Annotated in this window: 15 protein-coding genes; 7 read left to right on the forward strand and 8 right to left on the reverse strand. The window is 67.1% G+C overall.

Annotation, left to right across the window (positions count from 1 at the left end; genetic code table 11):
* Positions 1–54 precede the first annotated feature (54 nt).
* The 4 genes from EJJ38_RS03505 to EJJ38_RS03520 form a co-directional block, all read right to left on the reverse strand.
* Positions 55–1125: a branched-chain amino acid ABC transporter permease gene (locus tag EJJ38_RS03505; protein WP_127088734.1), complete on the reverse strand. Its 1071-nt coding sequence runs from the start codon at positions 1123–1125 to the stop codon at positions 55–57.
* 1 nt (position 1126) lies between these two features.
* Positions 1127–2020 carry a branched-chain amino acid ABC transporter permease gene (locus EJJ38_RS03510; RefSeq protein ID WP_127088735.1) on the reverse strand — a complete coding sequence of 298 codons (894 nt, stop codon included), beginning with the start codon at positions 2018–2020 and terminating at the stop codon, positions 1127–1129.
* Between the two features lie 145 nt (positions 2021–2165).
* On the reverse strand, positions 2166–4103 hold the full coding sequence (locus tag EJJ38_RS03515) for a long-chain fatty acid--CoA ligase (protein WP_127088736.1): 1938 nt from the start codon (positions 4101–4103) through the stop codon (positions 2166–2168).
* A 17-nt stretch (positions 4104–4120) separates the two neighbouring features.
* Complete coding sequence (locus EJJ38_RS03520; protein WP_127088737.1) at positions 4121–4975, reverse strand: ABC transporter ATP-binding protein; 855 nt, start codon at positions 4973–4975, stop codon at positions 4121–4123.
* Positions 4976–5147: 172 nt separating this feature from the next.
* Here EJJ38_RS03520 and EJJ38_RS03525 point away from each other — a divergent pair, with 172 nt between their 5' ends.
* The 6 genes from EJJ38_RS03525 (at position 5148) to EJJ38_RS03550 (ending at position 13310) form a co-directional block, all read left to right on the forward strand.
* Complete coding sequence (locus EJJ38_RS03525) at positions 5148–6764, forward strand: AMP-binding protein (protein WP_127088738.1); 1617 nt, start codon at positions 5148–5150, stop codon at positions 6762–6764.
* 239 nt (positions 6765–7003) lie between these two features.
* On the forward strand, positions 7004–7642 hold the full coding sequence (locus EJJ38_RS03530; RefSeq protein WP_127088739.1) for a TetR/AcrR family transcriptional regulator: 639 nt from the start codon (positions 7004–7006) through the stop codon (positions 7640–7642).
* Between the two features lie 152 nt (positions 7643–7794).
* Positions 7795–9402, forward strand: coding sequence for a carboxyl transferase domain-containing protein (locus EJJ38_RS03535; RefSeq protein WP_127088740.1), 1608 nt, complete (start codon positions 7795–7797; stop codon positions 9400–9402).
* Between the two features lie 220 nt (positions 9403–9622).
* The gene (locus EJJ38_RS03540) at positions 9623–10399 is read left to right on the forward strand and encodes an enoyl-CoA hydratase/isomerase family protein (RefSeq protein ID WP_127088741.1); all 777 of its coding nucleotides are present in this window, start codon (positions 9623–9625) and stop codon (positions 10397–10399) included.
* Positions 10396–12402 (forward strand): acetyl-CoA carboxylase biotin carboxylase subunit, encoded by a 2007-nt coding sequence (locus EJJ38_RS03545; protein ID WP_127088742.1) that lies wholly within the window; start codon positions 10396–10398, stop codon positions 12400–12402. The genes EJJ38_RS03540 and EJJ38_RS03545 overlap by 4 nt, the downstream gene beginning before the upstream one ends.
* Entirely contained in the window at positions 12399–13310 is a 912-nt protein-coding gene (locus tag EJJ38_RS03550; RefSeq protein WP_127088743.1) for a hydroxymethylglutaryl-CoA lyase, read from the forward strand. Before EJJ38_RS03545 ends, EJJ38_RS03550 begins: the two co-directional genes overlap by 4 nt.
* 46 nt (positions 13311–13356) lie before the next feature.
* On the opposite strand, the gene EJJ38_RS03555 is transcribed toward EJJ38_RS03550, so the two are convergent.
* The 4 genes from EJJ38_RS03555 to EJJ38_RS03570 all read right to left on the reverse strand — a co-directional run bounded on the left by EJJ38_RS03555 (position 13357) and on the right by EJJ38_RS03570 (position 16877).
* Complete coding sequence (locus EJJ38_RS03555; RefSeq protein ID WP_127088744.1) at positions 13357–14226, reverse strand: type 1 glutamine amidotransferase; 870 nt, start codon at positions 14224–14226, stop codon at positions 13357–13359.
* 164 nt (positions 14227–14390) lie between these two features.
* Complete coding sequence (locus EJJ38_RS03560; RefSeq protein WP_245454092.1) at positions 14391–15347, reverse strand: DMT family transporter; 957 nt, start codon at positions 15345–15347, stop codon at positions 14391–14393.
* Between the two features lie 32 nt (positions 15348–15379).
* A complete protein-coding gene (locus tag EJJ38_RS03565; RefSeq protein ID WP_127088745.1) occupies positions 15380–16132 on the reverse strand; it encodes an SDR family NAD(P)-dependent oxidoreductase in 753 nt (250 codons plus the stop codon).
* A 253-nt stretch (positions 16133–16385) separates the two neighbouring features.
* Positions 16386–16877, reverse strand: coding sequence for a MarR family winged helix-turn-helix transcriptional regulator (locus EJJ38_RS03570; RefSeq protein ID WP_127088746.1), 492 nt, complete (start codon positions 16875–16877; stop codon positions 16386–16388).
* Between the two features lie 168 nt (positions 16878–17045).
* On the opposite strand from EJJ38_RS03570, the gene EJJ38_RS03575 reads away from it, so the two are divergent.
* On the forward strand, positions 17046–17840 hold the full coding sequence (locus tag EJJ38_RS03575) for a creatininase family protein (protein ID WP_127088747.1): 795 nt from the start codon (positions 17046–17048) through the stop codon (positions 17838–17840).
* The last annotated feature ends 17 nt before the right edge of the window (positions 17841–17857 follow it).

Here is a 17857-nt window from a genome sequence, read left to right on the forward strand (position 1 = left end):
CCTTGCGTGTTTCCATGGGTCCTGCCGGGCGGTCTGCGCCGCCTCGGAAAGGGGTCAATACGAGAACGGGAAGAGTTTCCAATAAGCCTTGATCTGGCGCCAGCGGTGAGCGAGGCCGTCCGGCTCGAAGATGAGGAACAGGATGATGACGGCGCCGATCAGCATCTCGCGCATGTAGGTGATGCCGTCCTTCAGGTGGAGCGCCTTGTCGATGGCGCTGCCCTGCAACGCGCTCGCCAGCGCCTGGGTCACCTCCGGCAGCAGCACCATGAAGATGGTGCCCAGCAGCGAGCCCATGATGGAGCCGAGGCCGCCGATGATGATCATGGCGAGGAACTGGATGGAGAACAGGATGTCCAACCCTTCCACCGACATGAAGCCGATATAGTGGGCATAGAGCGCACCGCCGATGCCCGCATAGAAGGACGAGATGCCGAACGCCATGGTGCGGTATTTGGTGAGGTTCACGCCCATCATCTCGGCTGAGAGATAATGGTCGCGCACCGCGATCAGCGCCCGCCCGTCACGGGTGCGCATGAGGTTGGCGGCGAACAGATACATGACCACCACGAACACCAGCACCACGTAGAAGTAGCGCTGATCGCCGGACATGTCGTAGCCGAAGATCTCGAACGGGGCCGCCAGCGCGCCATGGGTGCCGCCGGTGAACCATTCGGCCCGCACGAAGAAGTCCTGCAGGATGAACTGCGCGGCCAGCGTCGCGATGGCGAGGTAGAGCCCCTTCACCCGCGCGGCGGGAATGCCGAACAGGAGGCCCACCGCCGTGGTCCACATGCCCGCCAGCACGATGGCGATAGGCACCGGCACGCCATGCTCGGCGAGGAAGGCGGACGCGAAGCCGCCGAAGCCGAAGAACACAGCATGGCCGATGGAGATCTGGCCGGAAAAGCCCACCAGGATGTTCAGCCCCAGGGCCGCGATGCCCAGATAGCCGATCTGGATCATCAGGCTGAGATAGTAGTTGTTGAGCACCAGCGGGGCGCAGGCCAGCAGCACCACGCCCAGCACCACGAAGGCGAAGGTCACGCGCGTGGCGAAGATGGTCTGGTCGGCCCGGTAGCTGGTGCGGAAGTCGCCGCACGGGCGCATGGTGGTCATGGCCATGTCACACCCTCTCGATGTCGCGGGTTCCGAACAGCCCGTAGGGCTTGATCATCAGGATGACGATCAGGACGTAGAAGGGGACGATCTCGTAGAGGTTGCCCCATTTGAGGAACTGGCTGTCGAAGTAATGGGCCACGTTCTCCAGCACGCCGATGATGAGCCCGCCCACCACCGCGCCGAGCACGCTGTCGAGGCCGCCCAGGATCACCGCCGGGAACACCTTGATGCCGAAGAAGGAGAGGGCCGAGGACACGCCGTTGACGATGCCCACCACCACGCCCGCCACCGCGGAGACCGCCGCCGAGATGCCCCAGGAGAGCGCGAACACCTGGCGCACCGAGATGCCGAGCGACTGGGCCACCTGCTGGTTGAAGGCGGTGGCGCGCATGGCGAGGCCCATGCGGGAATATTTAAAGAACCAGGCGAAGCCCGCCATGATGGCCAGCGAGACGCCGGTGGACATGAGATAGGCGGTCTGCACCTGAAGCCCGAGTATCTCCACCTTCTGCACGGAGAAGATGGGCGGGAAGGGCTGGGCGAAGGTGCCGAACATCCACTTCATCAAGGCCTGGAAGAAGATGGACAGGCCGATGGTCACCATGATGACCGAGATGACCGGCTCGCCGATGAGCGGACGCAGCACCACCACCTGGAGCGCCAGCCCGAACAGCATCATGAAGGCGAGCGAGAACAGGAAGCCCCAGAAGAAGGGGATCTGCCAGTAGGTGAGCAGCCACCAGCAGGTCCAGGCGCCGATGAGCAGGAACTCGCCCTGGGCGAAGTTCACCACCTGGGAGGCCTTGTAGATGAGCACGAAGCACATGCCGACCACGCCGTAGAGGCAGCCGATGATGAGCCCGTTGACCACGAGTTGGATGAAAAGCTGAGTATTCATCGGGAAGCCCGCGAAAGCCCTCTCCCGCTTGCGGGGGAGGGTTGGGAGGGGGAAGGGCACGATGTGATGGCGAATGGGCGGGGCGACCCCAGCCGTTCCCCGCAAGCGGGCGCGGGAACCATGTGGCGCCCGATGCAAACCGTTCTCATGCCGCCCTCCGCTTGTCTGCGGACGGCGCGGTGCCGGTCTCCAGGGCCACCACGTCCAGCACGGTCTTGATGCGCTGCTTGGTGCCGTCCTGGAAGGTGATGGTGGTGTCCACGTCGATCCGGGGATCGCCGCGATACATGGCGTCGATGATATCGCCATAGCGTTCGTTGATGACGCCGCGCCGAACCTTGCGGGTGCGGGTCAGTTCCCCGTCGTCCGCGTCCAGCTCCTTGTAGAGCAGCAGGAAGCGGGCGATGCGCTGCTTCTCGGCCAGCGTCTTGTTCACCGTCTCCACCTCGCGCTTGAGCAGCGCGATGACCTCGGGCTTGGCGGAGAGATCGGTATAGGTGGTGAAGGCGATGCGGTTCTTCTCCGCCCATTTCGCCACGATGGGGAAACGGATGCAGATCATGGCCGCCAGATCCGTGCGCCCGTCGCCCAGGATCACCGCCTCGGCCACGTAGGGCGAGAATTTCAGCTTGTTTTCAATGTATTGCGGCGAGAAGCGGTCGCCATGGACGGTGGCGGCCATGTCGCGCACCCGGTCGATGACCACCAGATGCCCCTTGGCATTCAGGAAGCCCGCATCGCCGGTGCGCATCCAGCCGCCGGCGTCGAAGGACTTCTGCGTCTCCTCGTCGTTGCGGTAATAGCCGGTGAAGGCGTTGGGATGACGGGTGACGATCTCGCCGAGCCCGTTGGGATCGGGATCCTCGATGCGCAGCTCAACCCCCGCCATGGGCACGCCCACCGTGTCGAAATCCACATCCTTGGCGGTGTGGATGGTGTAGGCGCCCAGCAGTTCGGTCTGCCCGTAGAGCTGGCGCATGGGCACGCCCAGGGCCAGGAAGAAGCGGAACGTGTCCGGGCCCAGCGCCGCGCCGCCGGTGGCGGCGGACTTCAGGTTGGTGAAGCCCAGCCGGTCGCGCAGCGCCCGGAACAGGATGACATCCGCGAGCCAGGAGCGGCGACCCTCGTCCAGCGCCCGCAGGCCCAGCTTCATGCCGAATTCGAACATGACGCGCTTGAAGGCGGACGCATCCATCATGCGGGCGCGCACATCCGCGGCGATCTGCTCCCACACACGCGGGGCGAACAGAATGAAGGAGGGGCCGATCTCGCGCATGTCGGCCATGGTGGTCTCGGGCTCCTCCACGAAGTTGACCTTCATGCGGGAGATGAGCGCCTGACCGAAGGCGTAGATCTGCTCCATGATCCAGGGCATCTGGAGCACGCTGACATATTCGTCCTGCGGTCCGCGCGGATCCACTTCCAGATAGGCGCCGCAATGGTTCAGCAGCGCGCCGCAGGTGAGCATGGCGAGCTTGGGATGGGAGGTGGTGCCCGAGGTGGTGCACAGGATGGTGATATCCGCGCCCGAGCCCTGCGCCACCAGTTCGGCATAGCGCCCCGGGGCAGCGGCATGGCGCGCGGCGCCCTTCTGCTCCAGCTCGGCCAGGGACACCAGCCGGGAATCCTCATATTTGCGCAGGCCGCGCGGGTCCGAATAGATGATGTGGCGCACCGTGGGGATGCGGTCTTCGAGCTGGAGGAGCTTGTCCACCTGCTCTTCGTCCTCCGCGAAGATCACCGCCACGTCCGCATAGGTGATGAGATAGGCCACCTCGTCGGCGAGCGCGTCGCGATAGATGCCCAGGCTCATGGCGCCCGCCGCATGGGCGGCGATCTCGCCCATGAGCCATTCGGGGCGGTTGTCGCCCAGCAGCGCCACCACGTCGCCCCGCGCGACGCCCAGCGTCTCCAGGCCCAGCGCCATGGCGCGCACGCGATCGGACACCTGGCGCCAGGAATAGGAATTCCAGATGCCGAGATCCTTCTCCCGCAACCAGATGTCGTCGGGATGATTGCGGGCGTGCAGTTCGAGCAGCTTGGGAAGGGTGTCGTGAACCGACAGATCGGGATAGGCAGACATGTACGTTCCCCCGCCCCTTACGCCGAAACAGCCTGCGGGGAGACGGCGTCCGGATCTTCCAGCGCCTCGTCCTCCTCGCCCAGATAGGCCTTCTTCACATGGGGATTGGCCAGGATGGTCTCGGGCAGGCCCTCGGCGATCTTGCGGCCGAAATCGAGCACCATGACCCGGTGGGAGATGTCCATGACGACGCCCATGTCATGCTCGATCATGATGATGGTCATGCCCCATTCCTCGTTCAGGTCCACGATGTAGCGGGCCATGTCCTCCTTCTCCTCCAGGTTCATGCCCGCCATGGGCTCGTCGAGGAGAATGAGCTTGGGTTCGAGGGCCACCGCGCGGGCCAGCTCCACGCGCTTGCGCAGGCCGTAGGACAGGGTGCCGGCAGTGGACTTGCGCACATGCTGGATGTCGAGGAAGTCGATGACGTCCTCCACCTTGCGGCGGTGCTCCAGCTCCTCCTTCTGCGCGCCGCCGATCCAGTAGAGCGCGCCGGTGAGGAGATTGTTCTTCAGGAGGTGGTGGCGGCCCACCATGATGTTGTCCAGCACGCTCATGTGGCTGAACAGAGCGAGGTTCTGGAAGGTGCGGCCGATGCCGATGGCGGCGCGCTTGTTGGGCTTCAGCCGCGTGATGTCGCGACCCTCGAACATCACCGCGCCCTCCTGGGGCGAATAGCGCCCGGAGATGCAGTTCAGCAGCGAGGTCTTGCCCGCGCCATTGGGCCCGATGATGGAGAACAGCTCGCCCTTGCCGACTGAAAAGCCGACTTCGCTCAACGCCTTGAGACCGCCGAAACGCAGCGAGATGTCAGCGACATTCAACAGCGGTGCGGCGGCGGCCGATGCGCCTGAGGCATTGGCAGTCGACATGCTTCCTCTCCCGAATTCCCACACTTTGGCGGGTTGGCTTCTTTGGCCAATGTCTCACATTGTGAGATAATCTTGACGAGATTATCTATCGAGCGTTCGGTTATTTCAAGGGCAATGCCCGCATTCCGGGAAATTATTGCGACCGGCCCCGTTCTGTCTCACATTGTAAGACATGGACCATAATGAAGAAGACAATGCCGCGCCCAAAGGCGCGCAGAGCCTCGGCCGGGCCATTTCCCTGCTGCGGGTGGTGACGAATGCATCCCCGCGCGCGGTGCGGCTCGCCGATCTGATGCAGGCCACCGGCCTGTCCAAGGCCACCGCCCACCGGCTGGCAAGCACGCTCGTCCATGAAACCCTGCTGGCCTATGATGCCGAGAGCCGCAGCTATGGCCTGGGCCCGTTCTTCTCCGGCATCGGCGCGGCCGATGCGCCTCACCCAGAGACGGACGTTGCCCCGCCGTCCTCGCTCCCGCAGCACGGCAAATATAGCGGCGCCAAGATTCCCCTCGCCCACCTCCTGTGCGATCGGCACCTGGCGGTGAAGCGCGCCCATCCCGCCATGATCCACGAAACCGTTTCCGGCCAGACATCGGAACTGAGCTACGGCAAGCTTGCGGAATATTCCGCCCGCTTCGCCCGCGTCCTTGCCGGTGCGGGCGTGCGGAAGGGCGACCGGGTGGCCGTCCTGCTGCCCAAGGGCGTCGAGCTGGTCATCACGGCGCTCGCCATCTGGCGGATCGGGGCGGTCTATATGCCGCTCTTCTCCACCTATTCGCCCGCCGCCGTGGATGCGCGGCTGAGGGCGGGCGGCGTGAAGGCCATCGTCGCCAACCGCTTCCTCATCGAGCGCGCCTCCCGCTACATCACGGGCAAGACCTTCGTGTGCCTCATCGAGGGCGATCAGATTAACCGCCTCGACAGCAAGGTGACGCAGTTCTGGTCGTCCATCTATGCGTCCGAGCCGCTCGAAACCGTGGAGACCTACGGGGAGAACGACCCCTTCACCATGACCTATGCGCCCAGCTTCGTGGAGGCGAAGCTCGGGCTTCTCACCCCGGTGCGCGCTCTGGCCGGGATCGAGAAATACATGCGGGTCAGCATGGATGTCCGCGACGAGGACGTTTACTGGAACATGGCCGACCAGGGCTGGGAATACGGCATCTATTACGGCCTTATCGGCCCGCTCCTCATCGGATGCTCGATCCTGTTCTGCGATGGTCCCTATGACGTCTCGCAGGGCTATCGGGTCCTGTCCAAGTTCCGCGTCACCAACCTCACGGCCGCCCCCTCGCAGATCAAGGCGTGGCGACGGGGCGATCCGAACGATGCCGCCGCCCCCTTCGCCATCCGGCAGGTCACCGTGGGCGGCGAACCGCTTCCGCCGGACGTGGTGTCCTGGGTGACGCAGAAGCTGGAAGTGCCGCTGATCAACCAGTATGGCCACCGCGAGACCGGCATGATCGTGGGCATGACCTATGACCCCCGCGACCCGTCTTCATCGCAGCGCGCGTCGGTGGGGCGCATCATGCCCGGCTTCGCCCTGGCGGTTCTGGACAAGAACGGCGTCCAATTGCCCGCCGGAACCGAGGGCCTTCTGGCCATCGACGTGAAACGATCGCCGCTGTTCTGGTTTCGCTCCTATTTCAAGGATGAAACCAACACGAAGCGGCGCTTTCAGTTCGGCACCGATTATTATGTCCTCGGCGATACCGGGTTCATCGATGAGGACGGCCTCGTCCACTATAGCGGCCGCGCATCTCATGCCATTTCCATGCAGAAAGACTGACGTCTGACGTGATGCCCGCTTGCCCGCCTTCCCGCCGCCCACCGAAAACAATCGAACGTTTTTTTGAGCATGACGGCGCTTTTTGCGCCCCTGCGGCTTGCGCGTCCGACCGAGGGCACTCACTCTACACGGTGATTATCCTTGGGGTGGTCATCCCGAAACGTTCCGGGCCCGCGACGGCGGAAAGGCCCGGCGAGAGGACTGAAAGCCCGCACAAGGGCCATCCGGTCGAGAGAGACATGGCGCGCACAGTGGGATCCAACGGCGCACGGACGGCGAAGGCCATCCGCGAGGCCGGCGTCCAGCTCATCTACAAGCACGGCTATGAGGCCATGAGCCTGCGCCAGCTCGCGGCCGAGGTGGGCCTGCAGTCCGGCTCGCTCTACAAATATTTCGAGAACAAGCAGAGCCTCCTGTTCGACATCGTGCGCGACCATATGGAGGACCTCATCGCCAAGGCCGAGGCCGCCATGGCCGGGATCGAGGGGCCGGTGCCCCGCCTGAAGGCCTATGTGGATTTCCACCTGCGCTACCACATGACGCGGTCGGCCCACGTCTTCATCGCCAATATGGAGATCCGCTCGCTGGACGCGCCCCACCGCGCCACCGTGGTGGAGATGCGCCGGCACTATGAGGCCATGCTGGAGACCACCCTGCGCGAGGGCGCGGCGCGCGGCGCCTTCCATGTGCCCGAGCCCATGGTGGCCACCTATGCCATCATCTCCATGCTCACCGGCATCTGCATGTGGTATCGCGATGACGGGCGCCTGAGCCAGGATGAGCTGGTGGCGCTTTATACCGGCCTCGTCCTGGATGGCGTGGCCCGGCCGGACGTCGCCGCCGCCCTCCCCGCGCCGCGCCGTCGCGCGCGGGCCTGAAATCGCCCCTTGCGCCCGCAATAAAAAAACGTACGATCGTTTCCAAGCCGACCTGGATCGGCATTTGGGAGGATTGGGGCGCGGGATGCACCCGCGCGGCCTGTTCGGCCGTTTCGCTCCTTTTCCTGCACGCTCAAAGAGGTGAGGCATCCATGGCCATCATCGAGGATGCGGTGGACCGCCGCTCCGATACCTATGCCCGCAACCGCGAGGCGCTGGCCGCCAGCGTGTCCGAGCTGCGCGGCCATGTGGAGCGCATCGCGGAAGGGGGCGGCGCGGTGGCGCGCGAGCGCCATCTGAAGCGCGGCAAGCTCCTGCCCCGCGACCGCATCCGCACCCTGCTGGACACGGGCTCGCCCTTCCTCGAACTCAGCCAGCTCGCCGCCTTCGGCATGTATGACGACGATGTGCCCGCAGCCGGCATCATCACCGGCATCGGCCGCGTGTCCGGCCGCGAGTGCATGATCGTCGCCAACGACGCCACGGTGAAGGGCGGCACCTACTTTCCCGTCACCGTGAAGAAGCATTTGCGCGCCCAGGCCATCGCCCGGGAAAACCACCTGCCCTGCCTCTATCTGGTGGATTCCGGCGGCGCCAACCTGCCGAACCAGGACGAGGTGTTCCCGGACCGCGAGCATTTCGGCCGCATCTTCTTCAACCAGGCCAACATGTCGGCGGAGGGCATCGCCCAGATCGCCGTGGTCATGGGAAGCTGCACGGCGGGCGGCGCCTATGTGCCCGCCATGGCCGACCAGTCCATCATGGTGAAGAACCAGGCCACCATCTTCCTCGGCGGCCCGCCGCTGGTGAAGGCGGCCACGGGCGAGGTGGTCACGGCCGAGGAGTTGGGCGGCGCGGACGTGCACACCCGCGTCTCCGGCGTTGCCGACCACATGGCCGAGAATGACGCCCATGCGCTGGGCATCGCCCGCACCATCGTGGGCAATCTCAACACCTCCAAGGCCCACGGCCTCGACATCACGCCGCCCCGCGCGCCGCTCTACGACGCCGAGGAGATTTACGGCATCGTCTCGCAGGATCCGAAGAAGCCCTTCGATGTCCGCCAGATCATCGCCCGCATCGTGGACGGCTCCGAGTTCGACGAGTTCAAGCCGCTCTACGGCCAGACGCTGGTGACCGGCTTCGCGCGCATCTTCGGCTATCCGGTGGGCATCATCGCCAATAACGGCATCCTGTTCTCCGAGAGCGCGCTGAAGGGCGCCCATTTCGTGGAGCTGTGCTGCCAGCGGAACATCCCATTGGTGTTCCTGCAGAACATCACCGGCTTCATGGTGGGCCGGAAATATGAAAGCGGCGGCATCGCCAAGGACGGGGCGAAGCTGGTCAATGCGGTGTCCTGCGCCAGCGTGCCGAAATTCACCGTGGTGATCGGCAACTCCTTCGGCGCCGGAAACTACGGCATGTGCGGGCGCGCCTATGATCCGCGCTTCCTGTGGATGTGGCCCAATTCCCGCATCTCCGTCATGGGCGGCGAGCAGGCGGCCAACGTGCTCGCCCAGGTGAAGCGCGACGGCATCGAGGGCAAGGGCGGCACCTGGTCTGCGGACGAGGAAAACGCCTTCAAGGCGCCCATCCAGGCCCAGTATGAGCGCCAGGGCCACCCCTATTATTCCTCCGCGCGCCTGTGGGACGACGGCGTCATCGACCCCGCCGACACGCGCATGGTGCTGGCCTTGGCCCTCTCCGCCACGCTCAACGCCCCCACGAGGGAGACACGCTTCGGCGTGTTCCGCATGTGATGGGTTCCATGCCCGCAGCGTTGCGTCTGCCCCCTCCCCAACCCTCCCCCGCACCGAAGTCGGATGCTTCCGACTTCGGCACGCTATCGAACCGAACGCGGCAACAGCCGAGTTCGGGCGGGAGAGGGAGCGTGCGGTCAGCTGAACGGAAAAGCCCTCTCCCGCTTGCGGGGGAGGGTTGGGAGGGGGCAATGGCCCGCAACCTCCCGAGGAGCCACCCATGAGCCTCCTCATCACCCATCAGGACGGCGTCGCCGTCCTCACCCTGAACCGTCCCGAAGTGCACAATGCCTTCGACGACGCGCTCATCGCGGCGCTGACCGCCGCCTACGCCGCCGCCGGGCAGGATCCGGCCGTGCGCGCCATCCTGTTGCGGGCGGAAGGACCCTCCTTCTGCTCGGGGGGAGACCTCAACTGGATGCGCCGCATGGCGGCCTATTCGGTGGAGGATAATCTCGATGATGCCAGGCGCCTCGGCGCCCTCATGCACACCATCGACGCCTGCCCCAAGCCCACGCTCGCCCGCGTGCAGGGGTCCGCGTTCGCGGGCGCCATCGGCCTCATCGCCTGCTCGGACATCGCGGTCGCGGTGCCGGAGGCGCTGTTCGCCGTCACCGAGGTGCGTATCGGCCTCATCCCGGCGGTGATCAGCCCCTATCTGGTGCGGGCCATGGGCGCGCGGCAGGCGCGGCGCTATTTCCTCACCGCCGAGCGCTTCGACGCGCAGACCGCCTTGGCGCTGGGCCTCATCCACGAGGTGGTGCCCACTGACGCGCTGGACGCCACCATCGCGCGATATCTGAAGGCGCTCGCCGCCGGCAGTCCCGCCGCCATCGCCGCCACCAAGCAATTGGTGGCCGCCGTGGACCAGCCCTTGTCGGACGAGGTGATCGCCGACACGTCCCGCCGCATCGCCGACCAGCGCGCCAGCCGCGACGGGCGCGAGGGCCTCACCGCCTTTCTCGAAAAACGCAAACCCGAATGGGGGCATTCATGACCCGGCCCATCCGCACCCTCCTCATCGCCAATCGCGGCGAGATCGCGGTCCGGGTCATGCGCACCGCGCGGGACATGGGCCTGAAGACCGTGGCCGTCTATTCGGAGGCGGACGCCCGCGCACTCCATGTGGAGAGCGCGGACGAGGCCTATCCCATCGGCCGGGCCCCGGCGCGCGAGAGCTATCTGCGCATCGACGCCATCCTGGACGCCGCCCGCAAGGCGGGGGCGGACGCCATCCATCCCGGCTACGGCTTCCTCTCGGAGAATGCCGAATTCGCCGATGCCTGCGAGAAAGCGGGCATCGCCTTCGTGGGCCCGCCCGCCTCCGCCATTCGCGCCATGGGCTCCAAGAGCGCAGCCAAGGCGCTCATGGAGAAAGCCGGCGTGCCGCTCGTGCCCGGCTATCACGGCGAGGACCAGGACCCGGCTTTGCTCGCCCGCGAGGCGGACCGCATCGGCTATCCCGTGCTCATCAAGGCGTCCGCCGGCGGCGGCGGCAAGGGCATGAAGGTGGTGCGGGAGGCCGGCGAGTTCGCGGAGGCCCTCGCCTCCGCGCAACGCGAGGCCAAGAACGCCTTCGGCGACGACCGGGTGCTGATCGAGAAATATCTCACCAAGCCGCGCCATATCGAGGTGCAGGTGTTCGCCGACAGCCACGGCAATTGCGTCTACCTGCACGAGCGCGACTGCTCCATCCAGCGCCGCCACCAGAAGGTGGTGGAGGAGGCCCCCGCCCCCGGCATGAGTCCCGAGCGGCGCGCCCGCATGGGGCAGGCCGCCGTGGATGCCGCCAAGGCGGTGGGCTATGTGGGTGCCGGGACGGTGGAATTCATCGCCGAGGGCGACGGCTTCTTCTTCATGGAGATGAACACCCGCCTGCAGGTGGAGCATCCCGTGACCGAGGCCATCACCGGCCAGGATTTGGTGGAATGGCAGATCCGGGTGGCGCGTGGCGAAAAGCTGCCGCTCTCCCAGGCGGACATCCCGCTGGAAGGCCACGCCTTCGAGGTGCGCCTCTATGCGGAGGATCCCGACAAGGACTTCCTGCCCCAGGTGGGGCGCCTCGACCATCTGCTCCTGCCCGCCGCCATTCCCGGCGTGCGCGTGGATTCGGGCGTGCGGGCGGGGGATTCGGTCTCCATCCATTACGATCCGATGATCGCCAAGATCATCACCTACGGCGCCGACCGGGCGGAAGCGGCCGGCCGCATGTCGGCGGCGCTCGCGGCCACCGAAGTGGTGGGCCTGCCCACCAACCGCGCCTTCCTCCAGGCCATCTTCGCCACCCCCGCCTTCGCGGCGGCGGAGCTGGACACGGGCTTCATCGAGCGCCACCGGGCGGAACTCCTGCCCGGCCCCGCGCCCGCCAGCGCGCGCGACCTGACGCTGGCCTCCCTGTTCCTGCTGCTGGACGAGGCCCGCGCCTCGGCGGCGGCGGCGGAAGCGCAGGATCCCTTCTCGCCCTGGGGCCTCGCCCCCGGCTGGCGGCTGAACCGCTCCGCCTTCGTGGACCTCACCTTCGCGGCGGGGGCCGAGCGCATCGCGGTGCGCGCCCATTACGTGCCCGGCGGCTTCCGGCTGGACCTTCCCGAGGGCGCCAGCGTCCATGTGGAAGGCGCCATGGCGGCGGACGGCACGCTGGAGGCCCGGCTGGACGGGGTGCGCATGCGCGCCCGCGTGGTGCGTGCCGGCCAGCGCCTCACCGTGTTCGCGGCGGGCGCGGAAGCCAGCCTCGACCATGTGGACCCGCGCCTTGCCTCCATCGAGGCCACGGGCACGGCGGGCCGCCTCGTCGCGCCCATGCCCGGCACCATCACCCGCGTGGCGGTGGGCGCGGGCGACAAAGTGCGCAAGGGCGACGCGCTGGTGGTGGTGGAAGCCATGAAGATGGAGCATACGGTGGCTGCCCCGCGCGACGGCATCGTCGGCTCGGTGCGCTTCGCCGTCGGCGACCTTGTGGACGAGGGCGCGGAGCTTCTCATCCTGGAGGACGCCGAATGAGCCGCCCCGCAGACGTGCGCATCGTGGAAGTGGGGCCCCGCGACGGGCTTCAGAACGAGCCGGGGCGCGTGCCGCTGGCCGCCAAGGTGGCGCTCATCGATGCGCTCAGCGCGGCGGGCCTGCCGGTCATCGAGAGCGGCAGCTTCGTCTCGCCCAAATGGGTGCCGCAGATGGCGGACACGGCCGAGGTTCTGGCCGCCATCACCCGGCGCGCGGGCGTGCGCTATCCCGTCCTCGTGCCCAACATGAAGGGGCTGGAGGCGGCCATCGCGTCCGGCGTCGAGGAGGTGGCGGTGTTCGCCGCCGCCTCGGAAGCCTTCAGCGAGAAGAACATCAACTGCTCCATCGCCGAGAGCCTGGAGCGGTTCGAGCCGGTGGTGGACGCCGCCCAGGAGGCAGGCATCGCGGTGCGCGGCTATGTGAGCTGCGTGCTCGGCTGCCCCTATCAGGGCGAGGTGCCGGTGGCGGACGTGGTCCGCGTGTCCACGGCGCTGGCGGCCATGGGCTGCTACGAAATCTCGCTGGGCGACACGATCGGGGTCGGCACGCCGGACACGGCGCGCAACATGGCCGCCGCCGTGGCGCTGGAGATCGGCGGCAAGCGCACCGCGCTCCATTTCCACGACACCTACGGGCAGGCGCTGGCCAATGTGCTGGCCTGCCTCGAACTCGGCCTCTCCACCTTCGACAGTTCGGTGGCGGGCCTGGGCGGCTGCCCCTATGCCAAGGGCGCCTCGGGCAATCTGGCCACCGAGGATCTCATCTACATGCTGGACGGGCTCGGCGTGCGCACCGGCGTGGATCTCGACGCCCTCGCGGCGGCGGGCCGGGCCATCACCACAGCCCTCGGCCGGGTTCCCGCCTCCCGCGTGGCGCAGGCCCTGGCCGCCAAGGCGCTCGCGGCCTGAAACGCCTCTGCCCCGCCCACAAATCTCTTGGTTTTGCGTGGGCGGGTCAGCCCCGCCCACGCCTGGCGCGGGTGGGGATCACCTGGTGCTGCACCCAGTTGCGGATCTCCAGGGTGCGCAGATCCTTGGAGATGACCGCGCCATCCACCCCGTTGCGCCAGACCAGCGCGTGATTCTGGGGATCCCGCTCCAGGGCTTCGAGATCGCCGATGAAGGCGTCCTCCTCGTCCTCGTCGCGGAAGAAGCCCTCGGCCACCAGAGAGGGGCTGAGGCGGCGGAAGATGGCCGCCATTTCGCGGAACGGATATTCGGGATGGTACTGGACCGCCCAGGCCATGCCGTTCTGGCCCACGGGAATCTCCGCCGCCTGCACCACGGAATGGTCGTTGCTCGCCAGCAGCCGGGCGCCCTCGGGCAAGGTCTCCACCTCGTCCAGATGCACGGTCATGGCCTCGAACACGGGCGGCTTGCCCTCGAACATGGGGTGGCCCGTGCCGTGCTCGGTGAGGCGGATGCGGCGGCCGAAGCCCACTTCGCGCCCGCGCGGATTCTTGCGCACCACGCCGCCCGCCGCCACCGTGATGAGTTGGAGCCCCCAGCAGCTGCCGAACACCGGCGTGCCGGTGGCGAAGGCGCCGCGCAGCAAGTCGATCTGCTGCTCGATCTCGGGGCCGCGATTATAGATGTTGAGCGAGGAGCCGGTGATGGCGATGCCGTCATAGCCTTCCAGGCCGCCGGAATCGGGCAGGTTCGCGCCGGGATCGGCCGGATAGCAGATGTCCACCACCGCATGGGGAAACAGTTCGCGCAACAGACGCGCATAGCCCTCGCTGGCGGCTTCCCCGCCGAACTTCACCTGGCGGGCGCGGGCTTCGGCGGTGTTTCCTTCAAGGACGAGGAGGCGTGCGGAAGACATGATGCTGCGTTCGGTGCCTGTTTATTCCGCCTTGCACCATAGCGCTCATTTTGACGAAAGCGAGGAAATCCAACGCATTTTCGACGAAGCGGCGGGCATGGGGCGTCGCGCGCCGCAGCGGACACGCCGCCGGGCGCGACGGACAAGCCCCCGCCGGGCCAGGGTCAATGGTTCAAGGATGCGTCCGGCGGCGGCGTGGTCCGGATGGCCCGCCGCTCCTGGAACAGGAGGAAGATGCCCGAGCCCACCACGATGGCGGCGCCCGCCAGGGTCCACAGGCTCGGCACATGGCCGAACACCAGCCAGCCCAAGCCCACCATGGCCAGGATCTGCACATAGATGAACGGCGCGAGCGTAGCGGCGGGCGCCCGCGCATGGGCGAGGATGAGCAGGAAATGCCCGCCCCCTGCCACCGCGCCCAAAGCCAGCATGGCCGCATAGACCATGGGATTATCAGGCGTCACCCACACGAAGGGCAGCGGCAGGGTGGCCACGATGGAGCCCACCAGCGCCGAATAGAACAAGGTGGTGGGCGTCGGATCATAGGGCACCAGCATGCGCGTGGTGATGGCATAGAGCGCGTAGGTGACGGCGGCGGCCAAGGACAGCAAAGCGGCGGGATGGATGCCGGTGCCCGGCTGCGCCACCAGCAAGATGCCCGCGAACCCCACGATGATGGCGGCCCATTTGCGCGCGCCGATCCATTCGCCCAGCAGCGGCCCGGCGAACAGCGCCACGAAGAAGGGCGCCGAGAACATGATGGAGACAGTCTGGTCCAGCTGCAGGAACTGGAGCGCCAGGAAATTCATCCCGGTGGTGGCGAACAGCAGGGTGGAGCGCAGGATCTGCAGGCCCGGCCGCCGGGTGCGCAGCAGGCCCGGCACGGTCCAGGGATTGAAGACCACCAGCGAGAGCAGGAAATGGATGACGTAGCGCGCCCAGACGATGATGAACACGCTGGTATAGGCGCCCAGCCATTTCGCGGTGGCGTCCGTCACCGCGAAGGACATGACGGCGAGGCACATGAGCCCGATGCCCACCATGGTGGACCCGCCGCCGGCGGGCAGCGGGATGGGTGGGGATCGGGTCGGCGCCCCGCCGGGCTTTTGGGAGGGGCGCATGGGCCGTCAGTGCCTCGGAAGCGATTCGCGCCTCAATAGGTGGCGCGACCGCCCGAAATATCGAACACGGCGCCGGTCGTGAAGGAGCAATCGGCGGACGCCGCGAAAGCCACCGTGGCGGCCACCTCCTCCACCTTCACGAAACGGGCGCGCGGGATCTTGGAGAGCATGTAGTCGATATGCTCCTGCGTCATCTGGTCGAAGATGGCGGTCTTGGCCACGGCGGGCGTCACGCAATTCACCGCGATGTCATAGCCCGCCAGTTCCTTGCCCAGCGACTTGGTGAGCGCGATCACCCCCGCCTTCGAGGCCGAATAGGCCGAGGCGTTGGGATTGCCCTCCTTGCCGGCGATGGAGGCCACATTGACGATGCGGCCGTAATTCTGCGCGATCATGGCGGGCACCACCGCGCGGCAGCAATTGAAGGGGCCGGTGAGGTTGATGGCGAGCACCTGCGCCCAATCCTCCGGGGGATACTCCCACAGCTTGGTATTGGGGCCGGAAATGCCGGCATTGTTCACCAGGATGTCGATCCGCCCGAGGGCGGAGAGGGTCTGCCGGGCCGCGCTCTCCACGGCGGGCAGGCTGGTCACGTCCACCTCCACCGCGCTCACCTTGTCGGCGTCGAGTTCGGCCGCCGTGCGGCGGGCGAGGTCCAGGTCGCGATCCCAGATGGCGACGCGCGCGCCGGAGGCGAGGAAACGCTCCACGATGGCGCGTCCGATCCCCTGTGCGCCCCCGGTCACGACGGCGCAGCGCTGGTTGAGGTCTATGGCGTTGGGCATGTCTCTCCCCTGACCGGCCGCGATCCCTGTCGCGACTCTTAATCGATTAGATGTCATCGATAGCCTGCCCCGACGCCGATGGGAACGCCCTTTCCGCGCATGAGGGCGAGACGCCCCATGCGCGGAGCGCGTTCAAAGGGGAAACCATGCGCCCCGCCGCCGAGGCATCGGCCCCAGCCTAGGCCGGAGCCGCGCAGTCTTGGAACACGCAGTCTTGGAAAAGGCCGGAGGGAAAAGCCGGAGCCTTCCGGGATCAGCCCTCGTCGTCCTCTTCGCCCGCCTCGCCTTCGTCATCCACGCCGCCGTCCGTGCCGAGGCGCTGGGCGAGATTCTTCTCCACCTTGCGCAGCAGCTTGCGCAGGCGCTTGCGTTCCTTGTTGTCGAGGCCGGCCACCATCTCGGCCTCCAGGGCCTCCCAGATGCGGTCGATGGACCCGCCGCGCTCGCGCCCGGCATCGGTCAGGTAGACGCGCACCAGCCGCCCGTCGCCGTCCGTGGCCTTGCGTTCCACCAGGCCCTGGTTTGTGAGCCGGGCAATGGTCTTGGACGCGGTCGGCGGGCGAACCCGCAGCGCCCCGGCGAGATCGCCCATGGTGCGCCCGTCCTGCTCCACCAGGAGCTTCAGGACCGCCTCCTGGCCGGGAAACAGCCCGAGATCCGCCAGAAGGCGCGCCGACAGGGCCTTTTGCAGGCGTGCCGTATGCGTGAGGCGATAGCCGATGGACTTGGCAATCGGATCCTTCATCCCATCCCCCTTGGCGGCCGGGGCGCCCCCGAACGCCTCCATGCGCCCGCGACCATGCGCGACGCAGCGTACTTATCCACGCGCCGGCTTACAATTTTGCGAAGGCGGAGCACGATCTTGACATTTCCGCCCCCGGCGCGGGAACAAGGCACAAAGGCGAAGACCACGATGCCATATTGGGCCGATCTCACCACACGCGAAATGGCGACGCTGGACACCGCGCAGGCCATCGCCATCCTGCCGGTCGCCGCCGTGGAGCAGCACGGCCCGCATCTGCCCGTGGGCACCGATCTCGCCATTGCCGAGGGCTATGTGGCCCGCATCAATGCGCGCCTTGCCGGTCGGCCGGTCCTGGTCCTGCCGGTCCAGGCGGTCGGCGCCTCGGCGGAGCACCTCTCGTTTCCCGGCACCCTCAGCCTTTCGCCGGAGACCGCTCTGGCCGCCTGGGGCGAGATCTGCGCGCAGGTGCATGCGGTGGGCATCAGGCGCCTTGTCATCCTCAACACCCATGGCGGCAACGTGCCGGTCATCGACATCCTGGCCCGGCGCCTGCGCGAGCGGCACGCCATGCTGGCGATCACCGCCTCCATGCACCGCTTCGGCTATCCCGAGGGTCTGTTCACGGCGCAGGAGCGCGCCCATGGCATCCATGGCGGGACCATCGAGACCGCCTTGATGCTGGCCTTCCGCCCGGACCTCGTGCGCATGGAGGAGGCGCGCGACTTCGTGCCCTTCAGCCGCGCCATGGAAGAACGCTTCGCCGTGCTGCGCGCCAACCATCCGGTGGGGTTCGGCTGGATGAGCGAGGACCTGCACCCGTCCGGCGCCATGGGGAATGCGGCGGCCGCCACCGCCGCCATGGGCGAAGCGGCCATATCCCATGGGGTCGAGGGCTTTCTCGCCTTGCTGGAAGACGTGGCGCGGTTCGACATGGACGATTTCAGGCCCGCACCGCGCTCCTGATGCCGATGCCTGCCGGG

The sequence above is a fragment of the Aquabacter cavernae genome (genome assembly GCF_003993795.1).
In the GTDB taxonomy this organism is placed as follows: domain Bacteria; phylum Pseudomonadota; class Alphaproteobacteria; order Rhizobiales; family Xanthobacteraceae; genus Aquabacter; species Aquabacter cavernae.